At 43.6% G+C, this 21511-nt stretch carries 20 protein-coding genes; 10 read left to right on the top strand and 10 right to left on the bottom strand.

Annotation, left to right across the window (positions count from 1 at the left end; genetic code table 11):
• Window positions 1-145 precede the first annotated feature (145 nt).
• From EJP82_RS18860 to EJP82_RS18895, 8 genes are all read right to left on the bottom strand, one after another.
• Window positions 146-976, bottom strand: a complete 831-nt coding sequence (locus EJP82_RS18860; RefSeq protein WP_127193627.1) for a formate/nitrite transporter family protein — start codon at window positions 974-976, stop codon at window positions 146-148.
• Window positions 977-1235: 259 nt separating this feature from the next.
• Window positions 1236-2597 (bottom strand): FAD-dependent oxidoreductase, encoded by a 1362-nt coding sequence (locus EJP82_RS18865; protein ID WP_127193628.1) that lies wholly within the window; start codon window positions 2595-2597, stop codon window positions 1236-1238.
• 249 nt (window positions 2598-2846) lie between these two features.
• Window positions 2847-3689, bottom strand: coding sequence for a M15 family metallopeptidase (locus tag EJP82_RS18870; RefSeq protein ID WP_127193629.1), 843 nt, complete (start codon window positions 3687-3689; stop codon window positions 2847-2849).
• A gap of 200 nt (window positions 3690-3889) precedes the next feature.
• Window positions 3890-5434 (bottom strand): DEAD/DEAH box helicase, encoded by a 1545-nt coding sequence (locus tag EJP82_RS18875; RefSeq protein ID WP_127193630.1) that lies wholly within the window; start codon window positions 5432-5434, stop codon window positions 3890-3892.
• 260 nt (window positions 5435-5694) lie between these two features.
• Window positions 5695-6333, bottom strand: a complete 639-nt coding sequence (locus tag EJP82_RS18880) for a ThuA domain-containing protein (RefSeq protein WP_127193719.1) — start codon at window positions 6331-6333, stop codon at window positions 5695-5697.
• 32 nt (window positions 6334-6365) lie between these two features.
• A complete protein-coding gene (locus EJP82_RS18885) occupies window positions 6366-7217 on the bottom strand; it encodes a uroporphyrinogen-III synthase (RefSeq protein ID WP_127193631.1) in 852 nt (283 codons plus the stop codon).
• Window positions 7218-7361: 144 nt separating this feature from the next.
• On the bottom strand, window positions 7362-8189 hold the full coding sequence (locus EJP82_RS18890; protein WP_246054273.1) for a response regulator transcription factor: 828 nt from the start codon (window positions 8187-8189) through the stop codon (window positions 7362-7364).
• A complete protein-coding gene (locus tag EJP82_RS18895; protein ID WP_127193721.1) occupies window positions 8171-8560 on the bottom strand; it encodes a Fur family transcriptional regulator in 390 nt (129 codons plus the stop codon). Before EJP82_RS18895 ends, EJP82_RS18890 begins: the two co-directional genes overlap by 19 nt.
• Before the next feature lie 223 nt (window positions 8561-8783).
• On the opposite strand from EJP82_RS18895, the gene EJP82_RS18900 reads away from it, so the two are divergent.
• The 8 genes from EJP82_RS18900 to EJP82_RS18935 all read left to right on the top strand — a co-directional run bounded on the left by EJP82_RS18900 (window position 8784) and on the right by EJP82_RS18935 (window position 17493).
• Window positions 8784-10355 (top strand): FAD-dependent oxidoreductase, encoded by a 1572-nt coding sequence (locus EJP82_RS18900; RefSeq protein WP_246054275.1) that lies wholly within the window; start codon window positions 8784-8786, stop codon window positions 10353-10355.
• 268 nt (window positions 10356-10623) lie between these two features.
• Complete coding sequence (locus EJP82_RS18905) at window positions 10624-11661, top strand: BMP family lipoprotein (protein WP_127193632.1); 1038 nt, start codon at window positions 10624-10626, stop codon at window positions 11659-11661.
• A 116-nt stretch (window positions 11662-11777) separates the two neighbouring features.
• Entirely contained in the window at window positions 11778-13316 is a 1539-nt protein-coding gene (locus EJP82_RS18910; protein ID WP_127193633.1) for an ABC transporter ATP-binding protein, read from the top strand.
• Window positions 13309-14385, top strand: a complete 1077-nt coding sequence (locus tag EJP82_RS18915; protein WP_127193634.1) for an ABC transporter permease — start codon at window positions 13309-13311, stop codon at window positions 14383-14385. Before EJP82_RS18910 ends, EJP82_RS18915 begins: the two co-directional genes overlap by 8 nt.
• Entirely contained in the window at window positions 14386-15348 is a 963-nt protein-coding gene (locus EJP82_RS18920; RefSeq protein ID WP_127193635.1) for an ABC transporter permease, read from the top strand. It abuts the gene before it with no gap.
• A gap of 196 nt (window positions 15349-15544) precedes the next feature.
• Window positions 15545-15877, top strand: a complete 333-nt coding sequence (locus EJP82_RS18925; protein WP_127193636.1) for a PadR family transcriptional regulator — start codon at window positions 15545-15547, stop codon at window positions 15875-15877.
• On the top strand, window positions 15870-16493 hold the full coding sequence (locus tag EJP82_RS18930) for a DUF1700 domain-containing protein (protein ID WP_127193637.1): 624 nt from the start codon (window positions 15870-15872) through the stop codon (window positions 16491-16493). The genes EJP82_RS18925 and EJP82_RS18930 overlap by 8 nt, the downstream gene beginning before the upstream one ends.
• Entirely contained in the window at window positions 16486-17493 is a 1008-nt protein-coding gene (locus EJP82_RS18935) for a DUF4097 family beta strand repeat-containing protein (RefSeq protein WP_127193638.1), read from the top strand. The genes EJP82_RS18930 and EJP82_RS18935 overlap by 8 nt, the downstream gene beginning before the upstream one ends.
• An 82-nt stretch (window positions 17494-17575) precedes the next feature.
• Here EJP82_RS18935 and EJP82_RS18940 read toward each other — a convergent pair whose 3' ends face one another.
• Complete coding sequence (locus EJP82_RS18940; RefSeq protein WP_127193639.1) at window positions 17576-18247, bottom strand: amino acid ABC transporter permease; 672 nt, start codon at window positions 18245-18247, stop codon at window positions 17576-17578.
• A 1-nt stretch (window position 18248) separates the two neighbouring features.
• Entirely contained in the window at window positions 18249-19037 is a 789-nt protein-coding gene (locus EJP82_RS18945; protein WP_127193640.1) for an amino acid ABC transporter substrate-binding protein, read from the bottom strand.
• Between the two features lie 128 nt (window positions 19038-19165).
• On the opposite strand from EJP82_RS18945, the gene EJP82_RS28900 reads away from it, so the two are divergent.
• Both EJP82_RS28900 and abc-f read left to right on the top strand, forming a co-directional pair.
• Window positions 19166-19330 (top strand): RAxF-45 family protein, encoded by a 165-nt coding sequence (locus EJP82_RS28900; RefSeq protein ID WP_425464355.1) that lies wholly within the window; start codon window positions 19166-19168, stop codon window positions 19328-19330.
• 97 nt (window positions 19331-19427) lie between these two features.
• A complete protein-coding gene (gene abc-f, locus EJP82_RS18950) occupies window positions 19428-21422 on the top strand; it encodes a ribosomal protection-like ABC-F family protein (RefSeq protein ID WP_127193641.1) in 1995 nt (664 codons plus the stop codon).
• The last annotated feature ends 89 nt before the right edge of the window (window positions 21423-21511 follow it).

A 21511-nucleotide genomic window follows, 5' to 3' on the forward strand; every position in this document is an offset into this window, starting at 1 on the left:
TTATTCTCGGTTTCGTTTTGAGCTTATCTTAATGACATTGCCCTTGTGAGGCCCCCTTTTCATGCATATAACCGTCGCTGACCAGATTATGATAGTATCGCTTAAAACGTAAGTCTAGGCAAGTACTTTTAGTACCACTTCTTAACTACTTGCTTGCTACGGACTTGGAGCTTTGACCATGTTGGTCAGTAGCTACCTTCTCACCCGCAGGATCTTTCAGATAGGCTACCCAGTATGCTGCAGCCACAAATATCGCGCCACCGGTCAAGTTACCGAGCCATACGGGAACGAAATTTCTTATATAATCTCCCCAAGTGAAATATCCTTCAAAAATTGCTGCTGGAATAAGGAACATGTTAGCCACGACGTGCTGAAAGCCAATAGCAACGAAAGCCATGGTCGGGAACCATATCCCCATAATTTTGCCACTCATGTTGTCCGCTCCATAGGACAGCCATACAGCCAAAGCCACTAACCAGTTACATCCTATACCTGAAACGAAAGCTTGAAGAAAGCTATCATCGATCTTGTGACCCGCCATATCAACAAGCTTATCTAGATATGCTCCACTTGAAGTCAATCCGACAACGTGACCAAAAAAATACGCTACGAATAAAGCTCCAACAAAATTACTGATTGTAATAAGCACGAGATTTTTGAACATTTCACCCGTCGAAATCTTCTTACTCATTCGCGCCAGTGGAACAGCCATCATATTACCTGTCAACAGCTCGCCACCAGCGAGTAGAACTAGAATCAAGCCAACCGGGAACACAGCAGCTCCAACAAAGTTAACTAAACTGCCCCATTCTTTGGGAGCAGTGCTAATCACGCGAATATCTAGCAGAAACCCAAGAGCAATGAACGCTCCACCCAGAAATCCTAAAATCAACACCGTAAGCAAATGATTGTGCGCTTTTTTTACACCGTTCTCTACAGTGATCGCCGCAATCTGCTGAGGTTTGTAATATGCCATGGTTTAATCTCCTTTTATGCTTCATATCTCGTTATTATGAATTCTACTATAATTGTATAGCTTCGGTCATCGCCCGAAAAGTAACAAAGATCACGTTAGCGCTTTCATTAGGGTGAAATATTTCACATTTCATTCAAACAAGACTTCATGTAGCTAGCCAAGACATCCTTTGCACACTCTTCATACAAAAGACCACCTCAGGGATCTCTCCCTATAGATGGCCGTTGTCAGGCATTCTATTATTCATTCAAATTATCGATCATACACGAGTAACTTCTCTAGCTGGAACCTCTGGTAATGCCCCAAGACCTGCGCTGTTCAGGAAATTCCAAGGCTTGTTATAATGCGGTTGGAAGAAGAAATCGATGAACGCAAGCTCTTCCATCTTCATTTTGTTCTGAATACAAACTGAAATAGTGTTAATGGATTGTGTCAGATCCACCTTCGACATGATTTGAGCACCAAGGATTACTCTTGTATCTTTTTCATATACGACCTTCAGCATAAGAGATTCATGTGTTGGCATAAACTCCGGACGATAATTATCGTTAATAAGTACTGCTTCCGCCTGTATCCCAGCATGCTTCGCCGCTGTTTCCGTCATTCCAGTTCCTGCGATGTTATCTTCATAAATTTTAATCCCTGAAGTGCCTTGAGTACCCATATATTTCACTGTCGGAGTCACAAGGTTCCGAGCTACGAGTGTCCCCATACGTACTGCGTTCGTAGCAAGTGGAATGTACGAATGCTTACCCGTAGGATTGTACAGTATAGCGCAGCTATCACCTGCTGCGTATACATCACGCGTACTAGTGCGCATGTATTCGTCGACGATAATTGCCCCATTGTCCATCATCTCAACTTGACCCTTCAATAATTCTGTATTCGGACGGAAACCGATACATAGGATAACAAGGTCAGCTTCATGTTCACCCTGATCTGTAACGACTTTGCCTACCTTCCCGTCTTCCCCTACAAACCGTGTTACTTTCTCTCCAAGGGCCAGTTTAATACCATGCTCGCTTAAGGATTGTTCAATCTTATCTGTATACTCAGGATCCAAGTACTTGCTAAGAATTCGATCCTCTGCATCAATTAAAGTAACTTGTTTACCATTCATTTCAAATGCCTCGACCAACTCTACACCGATATATCCTGCACCCACCACGACGATATTACGCGCCTTCTTTGCCTTCTCAATGATCGTGTTAGAGTGATTGAAATTCTTTGAGAGCACAATGTTCTCGAGTTCAATTCCCTCAAACTTCGGTATGATCGGCCAAGATCCTGTCGTCACGATAAGCTTATCAAAAGACTCCTCAAACTCTTCTCCTGTTTGTAGATTGCGAGCTCGAAGGGTTTTCAATGCTGTATCTACAAAAGTCACTTCATGTTGCATCTTTGTTGTTACTCCCAACTCAGCAAGTTGCTCTGGTGAAGAGTAGAACAAGCCTCCAGCGTCTTCCACTACTCCACCAACATATAAAGCAATCCCACATGATAGGAAAGAGATATTATCATTTCTCTCATACACCGTAATTTCTGCTTCTGGATATAACTTAGCCGTATTAACAATGGCTGCTGTGCCCGCGTGTGTACATCCGATAACTGCTACTTTCATAATTTCTTCCTCCTCCAAGTTCCCCAATTTATAAGGTTTTCACCCCTTAGGGTATATATTGTGAAAAGTGTCACTTGTAAATACATGTTTTTGTGAATTAATTCACCTTATGTATCTATTATAGTGTGATATTTATCACAATGCAAATTATTGAGGGATAGTTTTCAAATTGTTCACACAAAAAAGGCTGCCTCCTAAGTAGATACAATCTAACTTGAGGGCAGCCTTCACCATAGATGAGACAGATTATTATTTTCCAGTTACGGGTACAGCATCATAATATTCTTCGAGAGTAATATCCCTTTCAGCAATTTCTGCCGCAATTTCCTTACCGACAAAGCGCAGATGCCATGGTTCATACTTGTAGCCCGTAATGGATTCCTTGCCATCTGGATAACGGATAATAAAACCATTTTCAGTAGCATGTTCATCGAGCCAATTGGCTTCCTTTGTGCCACCAAAGCAATCGTCAGCAGCACACTTACCGTCACTACCAGACACATCGATAGCAAGACCTGTTTCGTGCTCACTATGACCTGGAACAGCGCTATAAGTTTTGGCCTTTTCTTCCCCGTCCTTCGCTACATACCGATTAAACAAGGAGGTCTGGGTACTATGAGAGCGATAGGCAGAAACCCCAGCTAAATACACGCCATCGTTCTCCGCAGCAGCAAAAAGTTCCTCTAATGCCTGTGCAGCCTCTTTACGCATCATTCGCTTTTCAATCTTTTCTTTAAAAGTAAACCGAACATCGGGATATACTAAGTCTTCTGGCTTATAATCTTCTGGCAACGCGAATTCCTTATTAACTAGCACTGCAACACTCTCAGCATCCGCAGCCGCCGCGAGATCTGGTCCCTTATCCTGAGAGTCCGATGGAGTTTGCCCCTCTGTAGAGGAGTCACCATTATCTGTAGGCGTGTCTACGGTATCACTTTCCTCATTATCAGGAGACACAGCGTTTCCGTCTGTAATCCCGGATTGACCTGTGTTTGTCCCGGTAACTGGCAGCGCCGAGTTCTTCGATCCGCAGCCTACCACCAATACAGCTGCTACAAAAAGAACGACGACGGTTGTGATCCATTTATTCAAAGTTGGTTCCCCCTATATACCCTGCAATTCCAGGTTAGTTATCAATATAGAATGAACTAAAGAAAGAGGCTCCTTCATCCCGATGGGATTCTGTTAGTAAAGACTTTAGTTCCATCTGATTAATTCAGACGTATTCATGCACTATTAGGTTACACTCAAGAAAAATTTACACTGGGGTAATTATCGTAAGCTATTTAGCATTAACGTCCTTTGCGGACTCCACGATCACTACCACTGTTCCGGGTACCACCCTGTCCACGCTTAGCACCATCAGGTCTACTTTGACCTCCTGATCCCCGCTTCACACTATCAGGTCTGCCTTGACCTCCTGGTCCACGTTTATAACCATCCGGTTTGCTTTGACCACCCGGGCCACGTTTAGTATCAGTTGGTCCAGCAGGGCCTCTTCCTTCCCCACCACGTGCTACACGGCTCTCTCCACCCTGACCTCCACTACGGTCATCACGCGATCCACTAGTCGAATTGCGTCTTCCGCGAGAACTGTCTTTACTTTCTCCACGGCGGAATTTATCCCGGCCTCCAGCTTCGCTCTTTGTCCGGCCACGTTCAGATCTACTTGCATCCCGACTCGCAGAGACATTTCTTGCCCGATCCACTGTCTTGCTACTGCTACTACCACCTGGTCGCTCCAACCGAGCGGAGATCCCCTTCTCAATCAGCCGCAACGATTCAATATCCCTCGGGGAAGCAAATGTAACAGCGATCCCTTTCTCTCCAGCACGCCCCGTCCGGCCGATCCGGTGGATATAGCTATCCGCATCCTGTGGTATATCGTAATTGAAGACATGAGTCACACCTTCAACATCGATGCCTCTGGCAGCAACATCCGTCGCAACCAACAGTTCCAACTTCGCCTCGCGGAAAGCACGCATAACTTGCTCACGCTTGGACTGCGACAAATCGCCATGCAACTCGTCCGAAGCGAATCCCGCCTCTTGTAATGCCTCATTAAGCATACTAGCCCGTCGTTTCGTCCGGCAGAAAATAACCGCTAAGTATGGACGATTAGTACGAATCATTTCAATCAGGGCTTGTTGTTTCCCCCGATCTGTAACTTCCACCACAATTTGCTGAATACTATCCAGTGTTACACGTGAAGTTTCAGTGATCCGGATATCCTTGGGTTGGTCCATATATGTTTTGGCCAGTCTCTTCACATTGTCAGGCATTGTCGCAGAGAATAACATGGTTTGGCGACTTCTCGGTATCATACGAATAATACTTTCTACTTCTGCTAGAAAACCCATATGAAGCATTTGATCTGCTTCATCCAATACCAACATTTTAATGGATCCTAACTTGAGTGAGCCACGACGTAAATGATCCAGCAATCGACCTGGTGTACCAATAACTAATTGGGTTCCACTTTTCAATTTGCGGAGTTGACGCTCTACATCCTGTCCTCCGTAAGCCGCTAGAATAGACAGTCCTTCCTTGGCATTTGTTAATTTACGCGCCTCGGCAGTTATTTGAATCGCTAACTCACGTGTAGGTGTAATAATCAGCGCTTGTGCATCACTGCGATCTACACGAATTTTCTCTATGATTGGCAGCAAAAATGCCAATGTCTTCCCCGTACCCGTCTGGGCTTGAGCAATAACATCCTCTCCCGATAGTAGGGCCGGAATTGCGGCCTCCTGGACCGGAGTAGGCTTTACGATGCCTTGTTTATCTAATATATCAAGAAGGGCGGGGGTGATGCCCCATTGTTTAAATGTTGTCAAAAGTACTCACCTCATATTTTGATAGATGCGATTGTTCGCATCTTCGTGCACCTTTGTCCATTATTCAGAAAGGAACGCTTGGATTTCGGGACCCTTTTATTGTAACAGAGATTGACCCGAAATACTTTTCCTTAATAACCAAAGCCATGGCGACTAGCGCCATGGCAATTTCCGATAACGGCCGGAATGCCGGACAAAACTGCCTATTATCTGTTACTTAAGCATTTTAATTGATTTAATATCCAATATTGTGCTGGGTTCTAACCCGGACATCTTGCTGCCCATTTCGCACTCTGAAGAACCAACTTACGGTATTCTGGATGCTGAAATGCTGCCTGGTCACGTCCAGGTAGAAGATATACAACTCTGCCTAAGCCATAACGATGAGCCCAGGCCGCTGGATGCCATTCTCCATCCAAATTATATTCCATCAGAATCGTTGTTTCATTAAAAGGATCAAACTCAAACCGGTAAGGTTCATCTTTAATTTCAAATGGTTCTATATTCAGCATAATATCATGCTCTGGAGCGGTGATCCTCATTTCCAAATCACAAAAAGCTGGATGTATTGTATTCTTAGCCCCAATTAATTGTGCGAGCTCATACTTCTTCTGAAGTACAATGCCGTTATGAAGAACGAGTAACCCACCACCGCCACTAACAAAAGACAGCAGCCCTGCCGCTTGCTTAGAGGAAACCTTTTCTGCCCAACTATCATGATAGGAAATACATAAGTCGAAGGCTTCTATATTCTCTTTCTCTAATAATTGCTTATTCTCACTACATTGCACTGTAAGACTCTCTTGCAAAATACGCGTAATTTCTTCATCTACTCCCTGAAGAGGATGAAATTTGGGATGAGTGTAATCGCCAATCAAAAGTGCTTTTTTCTTGTTCATCATGTGTATGTCCTCCTATAACCCTAGACCTGCTAATTGTCCGATTCATGCGACCCTTCCATGGATAAGGGTCCGTCTTCACCGGCGTAATAACGGGCTAGCTCAATCATCATGCTGCCCATTCGTTCTTCCTTGGGTGCTACTACTCGGGGAACTCCAGCCTCGTAAAGCCCACGTGCTGTTACCTTGCCGACCGCTACGGAAATAACCGGGCCACGCAGCATTTCAATCAATCCTTGTAAACACCCCTGTTTGTCTGCATACTCCAATAGAAACTTAACTTGTGGACCACTTGTAAAGGTTACAGCATCAACCTTGCCCTCCATAATATCACATAGAAGCTGTTCTAGTGCACCTTCAGGGGGTGCAATATGACGATAAGGGAGAATTGGAGTACATCTACCGCCCTGTTCTTCTAACCAACTCACTAGGCGTGGAGCAGGATCCCCATGAAGCTGTAACATGATTGATTTATCTCGCATATCATGTGCGCCAAGTTCACGAATTAATCCTTCCGTACTACCGTCATCATCACGGACCAGCGGTGTAAGTTGACGTTTCTTCAATGTATTAGCCGTCTTATATCCTCGAGCAGCGATAGACGTTACCTTTAGGTTGTCCCAAAGTTGCTGTGCTACATCCATATCTTCCGCCATATCAAACATAGCGTCCAGTCCCACACCTGTAGTAAATATAGACCAATCTGGTGGATCATTTACCCAGGAGAGAATAGCATTTCGTAAATCAATGTCCTTTAGGAGTACTGTCCCCTGTGCAGGTCGATACAACGGAACCCCGCCCAGGTTCTCTACTAGCTTACCCAATTCCTCCGCTCGACGTGGCCCTGTCAATGCTATCCTTTTACCTTCTAATCTTCGTGACATAAATACTCCCCCCGCTTCAGCTACTAAAAGCAACTTACCCTAATTCCAGCTTAAACGACACGGGATGTGAAGTAAATATAGAAAGACCGTCCATCAATTGAGATGGACGGCCATTTAACGAAGATCATGATTGTAAATATCCCATCAATCCGCCAATCGGTATCCCACGCCGCGAACGGTCGTGATATAGACTGAATTTGCGGCACGATCGCCTAGTTTTTTGCGCAAGCTCTTAATATGCACATCAACAACGTTACTTCCACCCAGGAAAGAGGTGCCCCAAACTTGCTCCAGCAGTTCCTCACGTGATAGAACCGCACCTTCTTGTTCCAAAAGTTTGACCAATAACTCGTATTCAGTCTTCGTCAACTCAATCTTGGCCCCACTACGGTACACTGACATCTTCTTACGGTCAATCCACAGATCTTTGTAGATAGCCGGCGATGTTCCTACCAGTAGCCTTGAAGCTGATTTGCGCTTCTCACCATTACGGATAATACGCTGAGCATGATAGAGAACTTCCTGAGGACGTGCAGGCCATACTAACAGCTCCTGATTTTGCAGCCCTTGATCCAATCGGGACAGCATAGATTCTTTCACAAGGATCAAAGAAGGGATGTCCTCTGTTTCCTGCAGTACTAATGATTTGATCGCAAACATCTCTTCGTTGTTAACGTAAGGTGTTAAATCAAAAATCAACAAGTCTGCACCTAAGGCGTTACGTATCCCTTGCTCCCAATGATGGAATACAAGCACATCGAAACAACCATCAGAAAGGTCCCGAACCAACTCATGAATTCCACTCGGAAATGAGCTGACGATAATGACCCGTTGGGTAATCGGACAAGCATCCGGCATCTCCATAAATTGTTCTGAGTCTAAAGTTGCTCCATCCATATCTATCGGACGCCGCTGGAACGGAGTAATGTTCCCAGAATGATGTCCTGTACTCTTTACTTCCTCTGCTGACACTCCGAACACACCCCCCCGAAAACGACATGAGCATGATGCACATCATATCCCGTCTCTTTGGATACTTCAATGTTCCATTCCTCAGGAATTTGGGTCATCACCTCATCAACGCGCCCACACACCTCACAAAGAATGTGCTGGTGATCGTCGAGCTTAGCATCGTAACGACTAGCAGCTTCGCCCAAGTTTAATTCGCGGATCATCTCTTTATCAACCAAATACCTCAGTGAGTTATAAACCGTTCCATAGGCAAAATTGAAACCCTGTTCTACCAAACGATTCATTACCTCTGCCGCAGTCGGATGGTCATGAGCATTACGAATCACATCAAATACGGCCTTACGTTGTGTTGTTAGATTCAATGCTCTCATCATATATATCATCCCTGTAATTTTATTTTAATTTAGAATTAGTATAAGTCTTATTGCATGCGTCGTCAATGGGTTGATCCTCGCTTAGTTTGTCTCCACGGCCGTATGTTCCATGCACATTTTCCTCATACTATGAAAAGTACACGAACTCACTAGTGAGCAAAGTTTCTCATCAATACGGTTTTTAAGATGAGTTACTTTTAAAAATAAGGAGGAACATAACTTGAACAAAGATGATTTACTGCAAAATTTACCTGCCTTGCCTAAATTCCCGGAATCTCTCTGGAGAGAAACTTCGTCCTTACCTTCCTTCCCCCAACTAAATAAGGATATCAAAGCTGATGTCGCTGTTGTTGGTGCAGGTATTACAGGTATTACTACGGCTTATGTACTAACCAAAGCCGGACTAAAAGTCGTAGTTCTTGATGCTGCTACGATTCTTGATGGGGCAACTGGATATACAACCGCCAAAATTACTTCCCAACATGGAATGATTTATAGTAAATTGATTCATCATTTCGGGGAAGAGTCCGCCAGATTGTATTACGAGGCCAATGAAGAAGCACTTCAATTCATTAAAAATACGGTTCAAGAAGAGAACATTGATTGCCATTTACAACAGGAGGATGCCTATCTGTACGCCGACTCAGATGAACAAGCTGAACAACTACATAAGGAATGGCAGGCTTATGAGCAGCTTGAACTTCCTGGAGAATGGACTGAAACCCTCCCTATTCCACTAGTAACCAAGGGGGCGATCCGCCTGGGGAATCAGGCACAATTCCATCCCCTTCTCTATTTACGATCATTAACTAACTACATTACTGAGCATGGTGGGATCCTATACGAAAATACGATGATGGAGGATTATGCCAAGCAAGGTGAAGATGGTTCCATCGCATTAAAAACAATGTCAGGTCATATCATCACTTGTAATCACGCTGTATCGGCATCTCACTTCCCTTTCTTTGATGGAGGTTCGTTGTACTTCACAAGATTACATGCGGAACGCTCCTATGCCATAGCACTGGAACCGAAGAACCATTTTTCTTATGCTGGTGGAATGTATATCAACTGTGAAAAACCAAAACGATCACTACGATCTGCCAAAATGAACGGTAAAGAGGTTATTCTAATAGGAGGAGAATCTCATAGAACAGGTTCAAACGAGTGTACCCTCTGTCATTATCAAGAACTTGAAAAGTTTGGCGGGGCGATGTTTGAAGCCACAAAAGTTCCATACCGTTGGTCTACCCAAGATCTCATCACACTAGATGATGTGCCCTATATCGGAGCCCTTAACACACGTCACCCCAACATATTCGTAGCAACTGGTTATGGCAAATGGGGAATGACTACCGGAACACTCGCTGCACTCTTGATCAGAGACCTTATCCTTGGTAAAGAGAACCGTTATACGGAGTTGTTTAGCCCCTCACGATTCAAAATGAATCCTAGCATCAAGAACTTTGCAGTGCAAAACACCATAGTTGCGAAAGAGTTGGTCTCAGGAAAGATAGAAAACGTATATATGAAGCTAGAGGATCTAGGCACTGACGAGGGCTCTGTTGTGAAGCATTGCGGAAAACGGGCCGGAGCATACAGAGATAGTGACGGGAAAATTTTTCTGGTGGATACGACATGTACACATCTAGGTTGTGAGTTGGAATGGAATGACGGCGAACGTTCTTGGGATTGTCCCTGCCATGGATCGAGATTTAATTATAAAGGGCATGTCTTAGAGGGCCCGGCCACAAAAGATCTGAAACCACTAACCGTACAACCTGAGCCTTAACAAAAAAAATACGTAATCCTCAGTTTTCAGGGCAGATTTATTTAATTAATATTTAGGTTAAAACTTCCTGTAATCGAACATTGAATGTTAGGGTTTTCCTAATAAAACGCTTACTCAATAAATATCCCGAACATTTATTTAACCACGGTCAATAACATCTGGATTTTGCGTTTTTTTAATTGTATAATCAGATTTGTCAGACAAGCACTTCATTGTGCTTAGAGCCATCCAAAAGTATGGCTTATACTCTAAAGGGGGAAAAGTATAGATGAAGAAATCAATCAAACTAACTATGGTAATGCTACTTGCATTAACCCTAGTCTTGTCCGCATGTGGCAAGAAGAACGAAGCGAACAATGGCGGTGCTGCTGAAGGAAATGGTACAAAATCTGATGTTAAAGTGGGAATGGTTACAGACGTAGGTGGAGTTAATGACAAATCATTCAACCAATCAGCATGGGAAGGCCTTCAAGCTGTTAAAGATTCGGATGGAATTAGTGTTGATTACTTGCAAAGCACTAAGCCTGATGATTATATAACCAACCTCAATAAATTCGTAAAAGGTGGATATAACCTAACTTGGGGTATTGGTATGGATTTGGGAGAAGCGATCAAAACAGTCGCTGACCAAAATAAAGATGCTAATCTAGCTATTATCGACGCAGTTGTAGATGCTCCAAACGTTAAATCTATTACTTTCGCGGAAAATGAAGGATCTTTCCTTGTTGGTGTGGTAGCAGGTCTTACTACTAAGACAAATAAAATCGGCTTCATCGGCGGAGCAGAAATCCCGGTTATTGAAAACTTTGCAGTTGGATTTAAAGCTGGTATCGAAGCTGTTAACCCGAATGCCCAAGTTATGATCAGCTATACAGGCGCATTCGACAAACCGGACCTAGGTAAAACACAAGCAGCAACTTATTATAATGATGGAGCAGACATTTTGTTCCCAGCCGCTGGTGCAACAGGAACTGGTGTCTTCAATGAAGGTACAGCACGTAAGCAAAAAGGCGAAGATGTATGGGTTATTGGGGTCGACAAGGACCAATCTCTTGAATTCGGTGACGAAATCACTTTGACTTCCATGATCAAACGTGTAGATGAAGCTGTTAAACGTGTCAGCAAAGAAGTTGTTGACGGTACATTTAAAGGTGGAGTTGAAACTCTTAGTTTGAAAGACAATGGTGTAGGTATTGCTGAAACTTCAAGCAAAAATGTCTCTGCTGAAATTCTTGCTAAAGTAGAAGAGTTCAAAGCAAAAATCATTAGTGGTGAGATCGTAGTTCCTAGTGCTTTAGCTGAATAATCTTCTATTCACAGTACAAGAATAATCAAATATAATTAATGACAAGGCTGGTTATTACAACTAGCCTTGTCGTTTGTTAACAGACAGTTAGGTAAAATAATAGAAGGGGGTTCCTCATGATTGCAGCCAACCCTATCGTCGAATTAAAATCCATTACGAAACGCTTTCCAGGTGTTGTTGCTAATGACTCCATCAGCTTAAAGTTACACAAAGGCGAAATTCACGCCTTGCTTGGTGAGAATGGAGCTGGAAAATCCACGTTAATGAACATCCTGTTTGGATTATACCAGCCGGACGAGGGTAGCATTGAAATCGATGGCAAACCCGTTAATATCGACAATCCAAATAAAGCAATTGAATACGGAATCGGAATGGTCCACCAGCATTTCAAGCTGGTTCAGCCTTTTACTGTAACTGAGAATATCATTCTTGGGATGGAACCTAAAAAGGGCCTCAGTTTAGATCAAAAAACAGCGGCTAACAAAATCAAGGAATTATCGGAGCAGTATGGATTGAAGGTTGATCCAAATGCCAAGATTCAAAACATATCCGTTGGTATGCAGCAGCGGGTGGAAATATTAAAAACTTTATACCGCGGAGCACAAATCCTTATTTTTGATGAGCCAACTGCAGTGCTTACCCCCCAAGAGATTACTGAATTAATGGAAATTATGCGGCGCTTAGTAGCCGAAGGTAAATCAATTATTCTCATTACTCACAAGTTGAAAGAAATCATGCATATTTCGGATACGGTAACGATCATCCGCCGAGGCAAGGTTATTGACACAGTAAAGACTTCAGAATCCAATCCAAATTTACTCGCAGAGAAAATGGTTGGACGGAATGTTACATTTAAAGTGGACAAGCAGCCGGCAGCCCCGGGAGAAACCGTACTGTCGTTGAACGATATAAGGTTAATGAGAAAAGACGGAGTATCCGTCTTAAATGGCCTGAACTTTGATATTAAAGCAGGAGAAATATTAGGAGTCGCTGGTGTAGATGGTAATGGTCAGACGGAGCTAATCGAAGTTATTACCGGATTACGTAAGGCGGATCAAGGCTCCATCAAAATCCACGGGAAAGAAATTGCAGGCTCTACGCCTCGTGCTTTCGCCGAAAGTGGTATCGCTCATATTCCAGAGGATCGTCATAAGCATGGTCTTGTACTTGACTTCTCTATGAGTGAGAACCTTGTACTTGAAACCTATTATAAAGAACCCTTTAGCAAGCGTGGATTCTTAAACTTCGATACGATTAAGAAACAAGCACAACGCCTTATTGAAGAGTTTGATATTAGAACCCCTGGAATTGGTACCTTAGCTCGCTCTTTATCGGGCGGAAATCAGCAGAAGGCTATCATAGCACGGGAGATCGATAAGAACCCTGATGTTCTGATCGCGGCACAGCCTACACGAGGACTTGATGTTGGCGCTATCGAATTTGTACAGAAACAATTGATAGCACAACGTGATCAAGGAAAAGCCGTACTACTTATTTCCTTTGAACTTGATGAAATAATGAACGTTGCAGATCGAATTATAGTTATCTATGAAGGCAAAATTGTAGGAGAAGTCCTGCCGGAGCATACGAATGACCAGGAATTGGGTCTGATGATGGCGGGTAGCTTGGCTGTTGGAGGTCATGGGCATGAATAAAATAGTTAAGATTTTCTCTGGCAGCATTATCGTCCCTTTAACAGCTATTGTGATGGGGCTTCTTGTCGGAGCTCTCATCATGTTACTTGGAGGGTACGATCCATTACTAGCGTACCAATCTCTGTTCAGCCAAGTGTTTGGAAATCTATATGATCTCGGAGAAACATTCCGGGAAATTACACCTTTGGTGCTAACGGGACTAGCTGTAGCATTCGCCTTCCGAGCAGGTCTGTTCAATATCGGTGGTGAAGGACAGTTTATTATCGGGATGACTGCCGCTACATTTGTCGGCATCAAGATCACTGGGCTTCCAATGATCATCCATGCTCCACTAGCTCTCATTGTTGGTGGGATATGTGGAGGTTTATGGGCTGCGATTGCTGGTTACTTCAAAGCAAAGCGCGGAGTTAATGAGGTTATCACGACCATTATGTTAAACTGGACAGCTTTATACTTGGCTAACTATATTGTTAGGCATTTTCTACTCCTCAAAGGTCAACAACGTTCTGAGAATCTTCAGGATAGCGCATCCATATCCATTCAGTGGCTTTCCGAGTTACTGGGCAATGCCCGAATGCACTGGGGAACATTAATTGCTGTGTTAGCTGCCGTATTCTTCTATATTTTATTGTGGAAAACAAAACAAGGTTTCGAACTTCGAGCTGTTGGTTTGAACCCTCATGCTGCCGAATACGCAGGTATGAATGTGGGTCGAAATATTATAAAGTCTATGTTCATTAGTGGGATGTTCGCTGGACTCGCAGGTGCTGTTCAGATCCTCGGCGTATTCCATTATCAATCTGTGATGTCTGGAACACCAGGTATAGGATTTGATGGGATTGCTGTAGCGCTGATTGGTATGAATCATCCTTTCGGAGTTTTGTTAGGTGGCTTCTTGTTCGGCTCACTTACGTACGGTTCTGCTGGAATGAGCTTCGGAGCTGGGGTTCCTCCAGAACTGATCCGAATAGTTATTGGCTCGATCATTTTCTTTATAGCTACGCCTGGTATCGTTCGTTATGTTCTAAAGCCCCTCTACGCCAAACGCAAGAAAGAGAAGGTGTTGTAAATGGATTGGGTAACTACGCTCGGTCAACTAATGAATACGACGCTGGTATTCTCAACAGCTCTCATCTTTGGAGCCTTAGGAGGCATCTTCTCGGAACGGTCCGGGGTTACGAATATCGGTATTGAAGGATTAATGACCTTCGGCGCCTTTGCAGCTGCGGTCAGTACTTATTTCGCACAAGAAGCTGGTATGGGAGCGGCTTCTCCATGGATAGGAATTATCTCTGCTTTAATTATGGGGGTTCTAGCTTCACTTATTCATGCACTGGCCTCCATTACATTCAAGGCGGATCAGGTTGTCAGTGGTATCGTTATAAACTTCTTGGCCACAGGAAGTACCCTTTATATGGTCAAACTTATCTTTCATGGAGACGGTGAGACTGCCTTACTTAAAAATGTATTCAATAAGGTAGCCATTCCTTGGCTTTCAAAAATCCCAATTATCGGTGAGGGTCTTTTCAATAATTATCCAACCACCTATTTGGCGATTATACTCGTATTCGTTGCATACTTCGTTCTATTCAAAACTTCCTTCGGCCTGCGACTTCGTGCGGTAGGCGAGCATCCGAGTGCGGCTGATACAGCGGGCGTGAATGTTAAGCGTATGCGGTATATTGGCGTAATGATCAGTGGAGCGTTGGCAGCCCTCGGGGGAGCTACAGTAACACTGACAACAACGAGTACATTTGCGCATAATACGATTTCTGGACAAGGTTTTATTGCCATTGCTGCAATGATCTTTGGTAAATGGAATCCCCTTGGCGCCTTTGGGGCTGCAGCTTTCTTCGGATTCTCTCAAGCTATTCGTAGTTATGTCACACTATTTGACTGGTCTAAGAGCATCCCTACAGAATTTATCTATATGCTTCCGTACGTATTAACCATTATCGTGTTAGTTGCTGCAGTTGGTCGATCCGCTGCACCATCTGCACTAGGACAACATTACGATCCAGGAAAGAGATAATTAACATTTCAATGAATATTATATCGCCGCTTGATCAGGACGTAATTTCTACGTTGCTGTTCAAGCGGCTTTTGTTTTCCATTATTTATGGCATACTATCTTGCATTAATCAGTACTGTATGGTAGTATCCATTTACCGATACTAATCAATGTTCAGTACTGTTAATTATCAAACAAAGAAATGAGGCGATGACTTTTGGATATAAGTATCCAATTCAAGAAAGGCGCCTTGGAGCTTTGCGTACTGGTACTTATTCATGAACGGGATCGTTATGGATATGAATTGGCCCAATCCGTCTCTGAGCATATTGAGGTAGCAGAAGGTGCGCTTTATCCGCTGCTGAGAAGGCTAGTGATCGAGGGCTACTGTACGACTTACTTACAGGAATCCACGGGCGGCCCACCACGCAAATATTACAAACTGACGCCTGCAGGAGAGATTCATATGAACAAACTAGTGATCGAGTGGAAACAATTTGTCAGAAATGTATCAACCCTGATCGAGAAAGGAACATCTAGTGATGAATAAAAGCGAATATTTAGCGCTCCTTCATAGCCACTTATCAGATCTTCCACCTGAGGAACGTAATGAGTTAATGGAAGACTATCAGGCTCATTTTGCTTTTGCTCTCCAGAACGGTAGAAGCGAAGCAGATGTCATACAAGAATTAGGTCACCCCGCTGAGCTAGCTAAGGAGGCCCTTGGTAATCGACTTCCTCAAGAACCTATTTACTGGTTTGGACCAGGAAGTCCTAGTTCTAATCACGTACCTGACCCCGGTCCCGTACCACCCGTAACACCAGTTACCCCGCATCGAGGGAGTTTTGCAACTGCTATGGTCTACACAGGACTCTTTTTTGTAGATATCATTATCGGTCCATTACTACTAACTTTGTGGTCACTTTGGTTCGCCTTGGCCGCCATGGCCGTAGGTGGACTCGTTAGCCCGTTTGCATTAGGTTTGGAATATTTATGGTATGGTGAGTTATACCAAGCCAAAGCATTTGCCGTCTTGGCCCTGGTAGGTATTGGAATATTACTTGCTATCGTATCAAAGCGTACATTTAAAGACATTAAGAATTTAACTTTGAGTTTTTGGGCTTGGCATACTCGAACTGTGAGAGGGGAACAGCAGTATGAATAAAAGAAATTGGTCATTCATTGCCATCATCTTCATCGTGCTCGGTTTTGTGGGGATGGCCTATCAAGAGTTCGAGTTTGGTGATGACCTGCCATCCTATAATCACAAATGGGTATTTGACGAGGGAGAATTTAAATCACTAGTTGCAGATAGTGACTACGACATCGACCTAAAGTTCATTGATAGTCCCGATGGAACGGATTACATTGAAATGAGCGGAAATATGGAGCAGGATAACATCGATAAGCTGCAGCAAGTAACTCTTTCTAATGGAACTTTAAACCTGCCACTGGAGAAAAAATTCCGGATGAGTTTTCTAAGCATAAACTTTCAATCCGAGAGACAACATATAACGGTTGCACTTTCCAAAGAGAAATCTTTAGACTCCATCTTAATAGATCTGAGTGCTAATAATGGAGGTTTCCAGGACTTACGCAGTCAGAACGTTGAGATCACTGCATCTTCCGGTAATATCGAGGTTGATTCAATTAAAGCAGAAGCAGTAAAACTTCATGCATCATCAGGCAATATTACGGCTAATCAAGTCCAAGGAGATACAGATGCCAAAGTCACATCGGGCAATATTAAAGTAAATACTCTTACAGGTTCTCTTGCTGCTCGTACAACATCTGGTGACATTAAGGTGAATGATCTTACAGGCCCTCTTTCCACCCATGCAACCTCAGGTAACATTACCGTGAATAAAGTTCAAGGAAACGTAGATGCATCGGGGTCTTCCGGTAATCTCAAGTTCATCGATTTCACCGGATCTGGTAAATTCAAATTAACTTCGGGTAACATCACTCTAATGGATCAACGTTCTGATTCTTTAGATATTTCAGTTAGTTCGGGTAATGTAACATTGTCAAAAGATCCGGAATTCCAAGGTTTCTATGATCTCAAGACAACCTCAGGTAATATCAGTTCTCCTGAATCACCCCAGATTACAAAGGATATTATCAAAATCCGCGCCACCTCGGGAAACATAAAAATTAAAGATTAATCGTCATAATCATCAAAGTCAAAGAGGCTAATCCGGGTAGCATACTCTACCACGTTTAGCCTCTTTCTTGTCTAATGCTATCTCATGACTTTGCAGTGAAACGATCGAATCGTTTCTCCAAATGATTCTGTAGCGCCGATAATACAGTACTGAACAATAGATAAATGAGACCCGCTTCGGAATATACAAGCAGTGGCTCATAGGTTGTCGCGGTAATTTCCTGGGCTTTGCGGAACATTTCCGAGTATGTTACCATCGCCGCAAGTGAGGTATCTTTTACAAGACTAATAAAAGAATTCCCTAGCGAGGGCACGGATACGCGGGCAGCTTGAGGCAGAATGATGTGCCGAAGGGCTTGAATACGTGTCATACCTAAAGAATATGCTGACTCCCATTGTCCCTCATCTATAGATAGAATAGCTGCGCGGATAATTTCTGATCCATATGCTCCCACGCTAAGTGTAAAGCCGATTACAGCTGCCGGAAAGGGTTCTAGCGTTACTCCAACGGCGGGGAGACCGTAGAAAATAATAAATAATTGCACCAGTAACGGAGTTCCCCTGATGATCCAGACATACAAACGTGCAGTTAATCGTAGCACGCTCCAGCCCGATAACCGTGCAATGGCAGTAAGCACAGCTAAGGTTAGACCTAGTACAAAAGAAATCAAGGTCAATGGGATGGTAAAAGCCACCCCTGCCTGGAGCAAAGGTAGCAATGAATCGATAAAAATCTGAATTTTTCTATCATCCATATTATTTTGATACATCCTCACCAAAGTATTTCTTCGAGATTTCTAAATAAGTTCCATCGCTCTTCATATCCGCTAGCGCTTGGTTAACTGCATCAATTATTTCAACATTTCCTTTTTTAAACAAAGCTGCACTCTCATCAGCCTCCGGTAATTCATCAACCACTTTCAAAGCCACATCAGGTCTCTGTTTCATCAAATCCAAATAGGACAACTTTTCATTGACAGTAGCATCAATCCGTTTGGAGAGTAACAAATCGATGGCTTGATTAAATCCCTCTATTGCCACGATCTCCGCGCCATTCTCTTTGGCGATATCCGTTAGATTACTTGTGAGTGATTGTCCTGCCTTCTTCCCTTTCAGATCGGCAAACTTCGTGATATCCGTATTATCGTTTCGAACGATAAGCGCTGCCCGTGAAACGATATAAGGATCGGAAAAATCATACTTTTCCTTCCTATCCTCACGAATCTTCACTTCATTAAACACCGCATCAAAGCGATTCGCATCCAGACCAGCAAAGATTCCATCCCACTGTGTCTCAATGAATTCCGTTTCTACGCCCAGACGCCCTGCTATTCCTTCAGCAATCTCAATATCAAAGCCAATCAACTTGCCATCTGCATCGTGATAGGTAAAGGGAGCATAGGTGCCTTCCGTTCCGATCCTCAGCTTCCCACTCGCCTTAACAGCTTCCAAAGTGTTGCTCTTGTTATTATTCGAGTTGCCTCCGCAAGCAGCAAGCATTGTAGTTAGAACTAGGGTTAACAGCAACAAGCTTATTCTCTTCATTGTGTTCATACTCCCTTCTATTTGCTGATCTGATCATTCCAATAAGCAATGTGTTTCGTCATTTTGCTTGATCTTTCCACTTACGGAGCATATAATTTGTATATCTTTAGTAAAAGGAGGTGGGTAGAGTGGATCATCGTAATAATTCGTGGAATCGAATAAGCCAACTTCCAATGGCAATGTTTGGAATATTTTATGATGTTGTCCTTTACGGGATAAGTCTGTCCATTTTTACAATTCGATATCCATTAAAAATTGCGAAATGCCGCTCCTACCTTACCCTCACGGACTAGTTGTTTGTGTGAAAGAAGGCTGCAGGTTTTCCTGCAGTCTTCTTTTGTTATTGTGGGTGCTTCGGTGTAGCGGCATAGGCCGAAGGAGAAACTAATCATGATGATTCAATGTCAAAATATACAGAAATATTACGGTGCCGAGTTGGTACTAAGTGATGTATCGTTCGAAATTAAAAAGGGAGAAAAGGTTGGACTTATCGGGCGTAACGGTACCGGCAAGTCCACAATGATGTCACTACTCACCGGTAGTGACAATCCTGATCAAGGCTCTATTTCCATTTCCAAAGATGCTCAGATTGGTGCTCTAGCGCAAATACCAAATTACAGCAATCAAAGTACCGTTTATGGCGTACTGGAGTCTGCCTTCAAGCACTTACTAGATACCAAAGATGAGATGCAGCGGCTTGAAATAGAGATGGCTGCTTGCCCTACTTACGGTGAGGGAACTCTGCTGGAATCATTACTCAAACAATACGGCCGCTTGCAGGAAGCCTTTGAGCGCGGCGGAGGGTATGAGATTGAGCCTTCCATCTTGCGAATCTCTAACGGACTTGGTATTCCTTCGATTCAATATGATCGTCCCTTCTCTTCTTTATCTGGCGGAGAGAAAACTAAGGTTGGACTCGCTGTAATCCTGCTGCAAAACCCGGATATCCTATTACTCGATGAACCAACTAATCATTTGGATATGACAGCAATCCAATGGCTAGAATCCTTCCTGCATTCATTCGAAGGTACTATAGTGGTCATTTCGCATGACCGTTATTTCCTGGATACCGTGGCTGGAAAGATTATCGAAATCGAGGACGGTGAGGCGTTCACTTACTCATGTAATTACAGCGCCTATAAAATTGAGAAGGAACAAAAACTACTTCTACAGTTTGCGCATTACCAAGAGCAGCAGAAGAAGATCAAGAAGATGCAGGAGTCGATCAAACAACTAATAGATTGGGGTAATCGCTCTAACCCACCGAATCCAGGATTTCATCGTCGTGCTGCATCGATGCAGAAAGCTCTTGATCGAATGGTAAAGCTAAAGCGACCTATTCTGGAGCGCAAAGCCATTGACCTGCAACTTCAACAGTCGGACCGTTCAGGAAAGGACGCTCTCGTACTTACAGAGGTTGGAAAATCTATGGGCGCACGACGTCTATATCGTGATGTAAGCCATACACTGCGCTACGGCGAAATGGCTGTATTAATCGGTGCCAACGGAACAGGTAAAACCACCTTGCTCAAAAGCATTATTGGGTTAGAGCCCCCTGATGAGGGCGAAATTCGACTTGGCTCCCGAGTAGAGTTCGGTTATCTGGCCCAGGAATCGGCACCTTCCGATCATAAGGAGACCGTATTACAATATTTCCGAGATGAGATCGGAATGGAAAGTGGCGAAGCTCGAAACCAGCTTGCCCGGTTTCTCTTCTTCGGCGCTGATGTCTTCAAGAAGGTCCGCAGCCTCTCAGGTGGCGAATGGACTCGGTTAAGACTGGCTATTTTAATGTATCAAAAGCCGAACTTACTACTGCTTGATGAGCCAACCAATCATTTGGATATTGATTCACGTGAGGCACTTGAAGAAGCGCTCGAAGAGTATCCAGGCTCGTTATTGGCCATTTCTCATGATCGCTATTTCATTAATAAAATCGCCGGGCAGGTCTGGTCTCTTGAGGATGGGAAAATGTATGTAACCCTAGGTAACTTTGAGAGCTATCATGCTGAACAAGAGAAGAAACAAAGTTCAAACACATCAAGCATACAAAATTACAGCGCCAAAGCGCCGAGTGACACTAGTAACAGGGCTACTTCAGTTAACAGTCCCTCAGCCTCAGCTACATCCCTGAAGCCCTTGAAGGTTAAATCGCAAACGAGTCCATCCAAGATGACCAATCCAGCTTCCATCTTGAAGCTAGAACGCGATATCACAGAGGCGGAACAATGGATTTCAGCAATTGATCTAGCAATGGCAGAGCCGGAGGCCGCTTACGACGCACAGCGGTTGATCGACCTACAGAATCAGCGGAATGAGATTCAATTTCAACTTGATGAGATGATGGAGGCGTATTTTCAAACAATGGAAAACAATGTAACATAATAACCTTTAGAAACGTTTAAATCTAGCATGGCTGTTTCTAAACTTTTACGCTAAGATAGGATAATAGGTAATTTTTAGGTACGTGAATT

This window comes from Paenibacillus anaericanus, from assembly GCF_003994475.1.
In the GTDB taxonomy this organism is placed as follows: domain Bacteria; phylum Bacillota; class Bacilli; order Paenibacillales; family Paenibacillaceae; genus Fontibacillus; species Fontibacillus anaericanus.

Bases quoted from the DNA above. Each gene is read 5' to 3' on its own strand.
- EJP82_RS18860 (WP_127193627.1), bottom strand. From the start codon at position 976: ATGGCATATTACAAACCTCAGCAGATTGCGGCGATCACTGTAGAGAAC.
- EJP82_RS18865 (WP_127193628.1), bottom strand. From the start codon at position 2,597: ATGAAAGTAGCAGTTATCGGATGTACACACGCGGGCACAGCAGCCATT.
- EJP82_RS18880 (WP_127193719.1), bottom strand. From the start codon at position 6,333: ATGAACAAGAAAAAAGCACTTTTGATTGGCGATTACACTCATCCCAAA.
- EJP82_RS18885 (WP_127193631.1), bottom strand. From the start codon at position 7,217: ATGTCACGAAGATTAGAAGGTAAAAGGATAGCATTGACAGGGCCACGT.
- EJP82_RS18895 (WP_127193721.1), bottom strand. From the start codon at position 8,560: ATGAGAGCATTGAATCTAACAACACAACGTAAGGCCGTATTTGATGTG.
- EJP82_RS18905 (WP_127193632.1), top strand. From the start codon at position 10,624: ATGAAGAAATCAATCAAACTAACTATGGTAATGCTACTTGCATTAACC.
- EJP82_RS18910 (WP_127193633.1), top strand. From the start codon at position 11,778: ATGATTGCAGCCAACCCTATCGTCGAATTAAAATCCATTACGAAACGC.
- EJP82_RS18915 (WP_127193634.1), top strand. From the start codon at position 13,309: ATGAATAAAATAGTTAAGATTTTCTCTGGCAGCATTATCGTCCCTTTA.
- EJP82_RS18920 (WP_127193635.1), top strand. From the start codon at position 14,386: ATGGATTGGGTAACTACGCTCGGTCAACTAATGAATACGACGCTGGTA.
- EJP82_RS18930 (WP_127193637.1), top strand. From the start codon at position 15,870: ATGAATAAAAGCGAATATTTAGCGCTCCTTCATAGCCACTTATCAGAT.
- EJP82_RS18935 (WP_127193638.1), top strand. From the start codon at position 16,486: ATGAATAAAAGAAATTGGTCATTCATTGCCATCATCTTCATCGTGCTC.
- EJP82_RS18940 (WP_127193639.1), bottom strand. From the start codon at position 18,247: ATGGATGATAGAAAAATTCAGATTTTTATCGATTCATTGCTACCTTTG.
- EJP82_RS18945 (WP_127193640.1), bottom strand. From the start codon at position 19,037: ATGAAGAGAATAAGCTTGTTGCTGTTAACCCTAGTTCTAACTACAATG.
- abc-f (WP_127193641.1), top strand. From the start codon at position 19,428: ATGATGATTCAATGTCAAAATATACAGAAATATTACGGTGCCGAGTTG.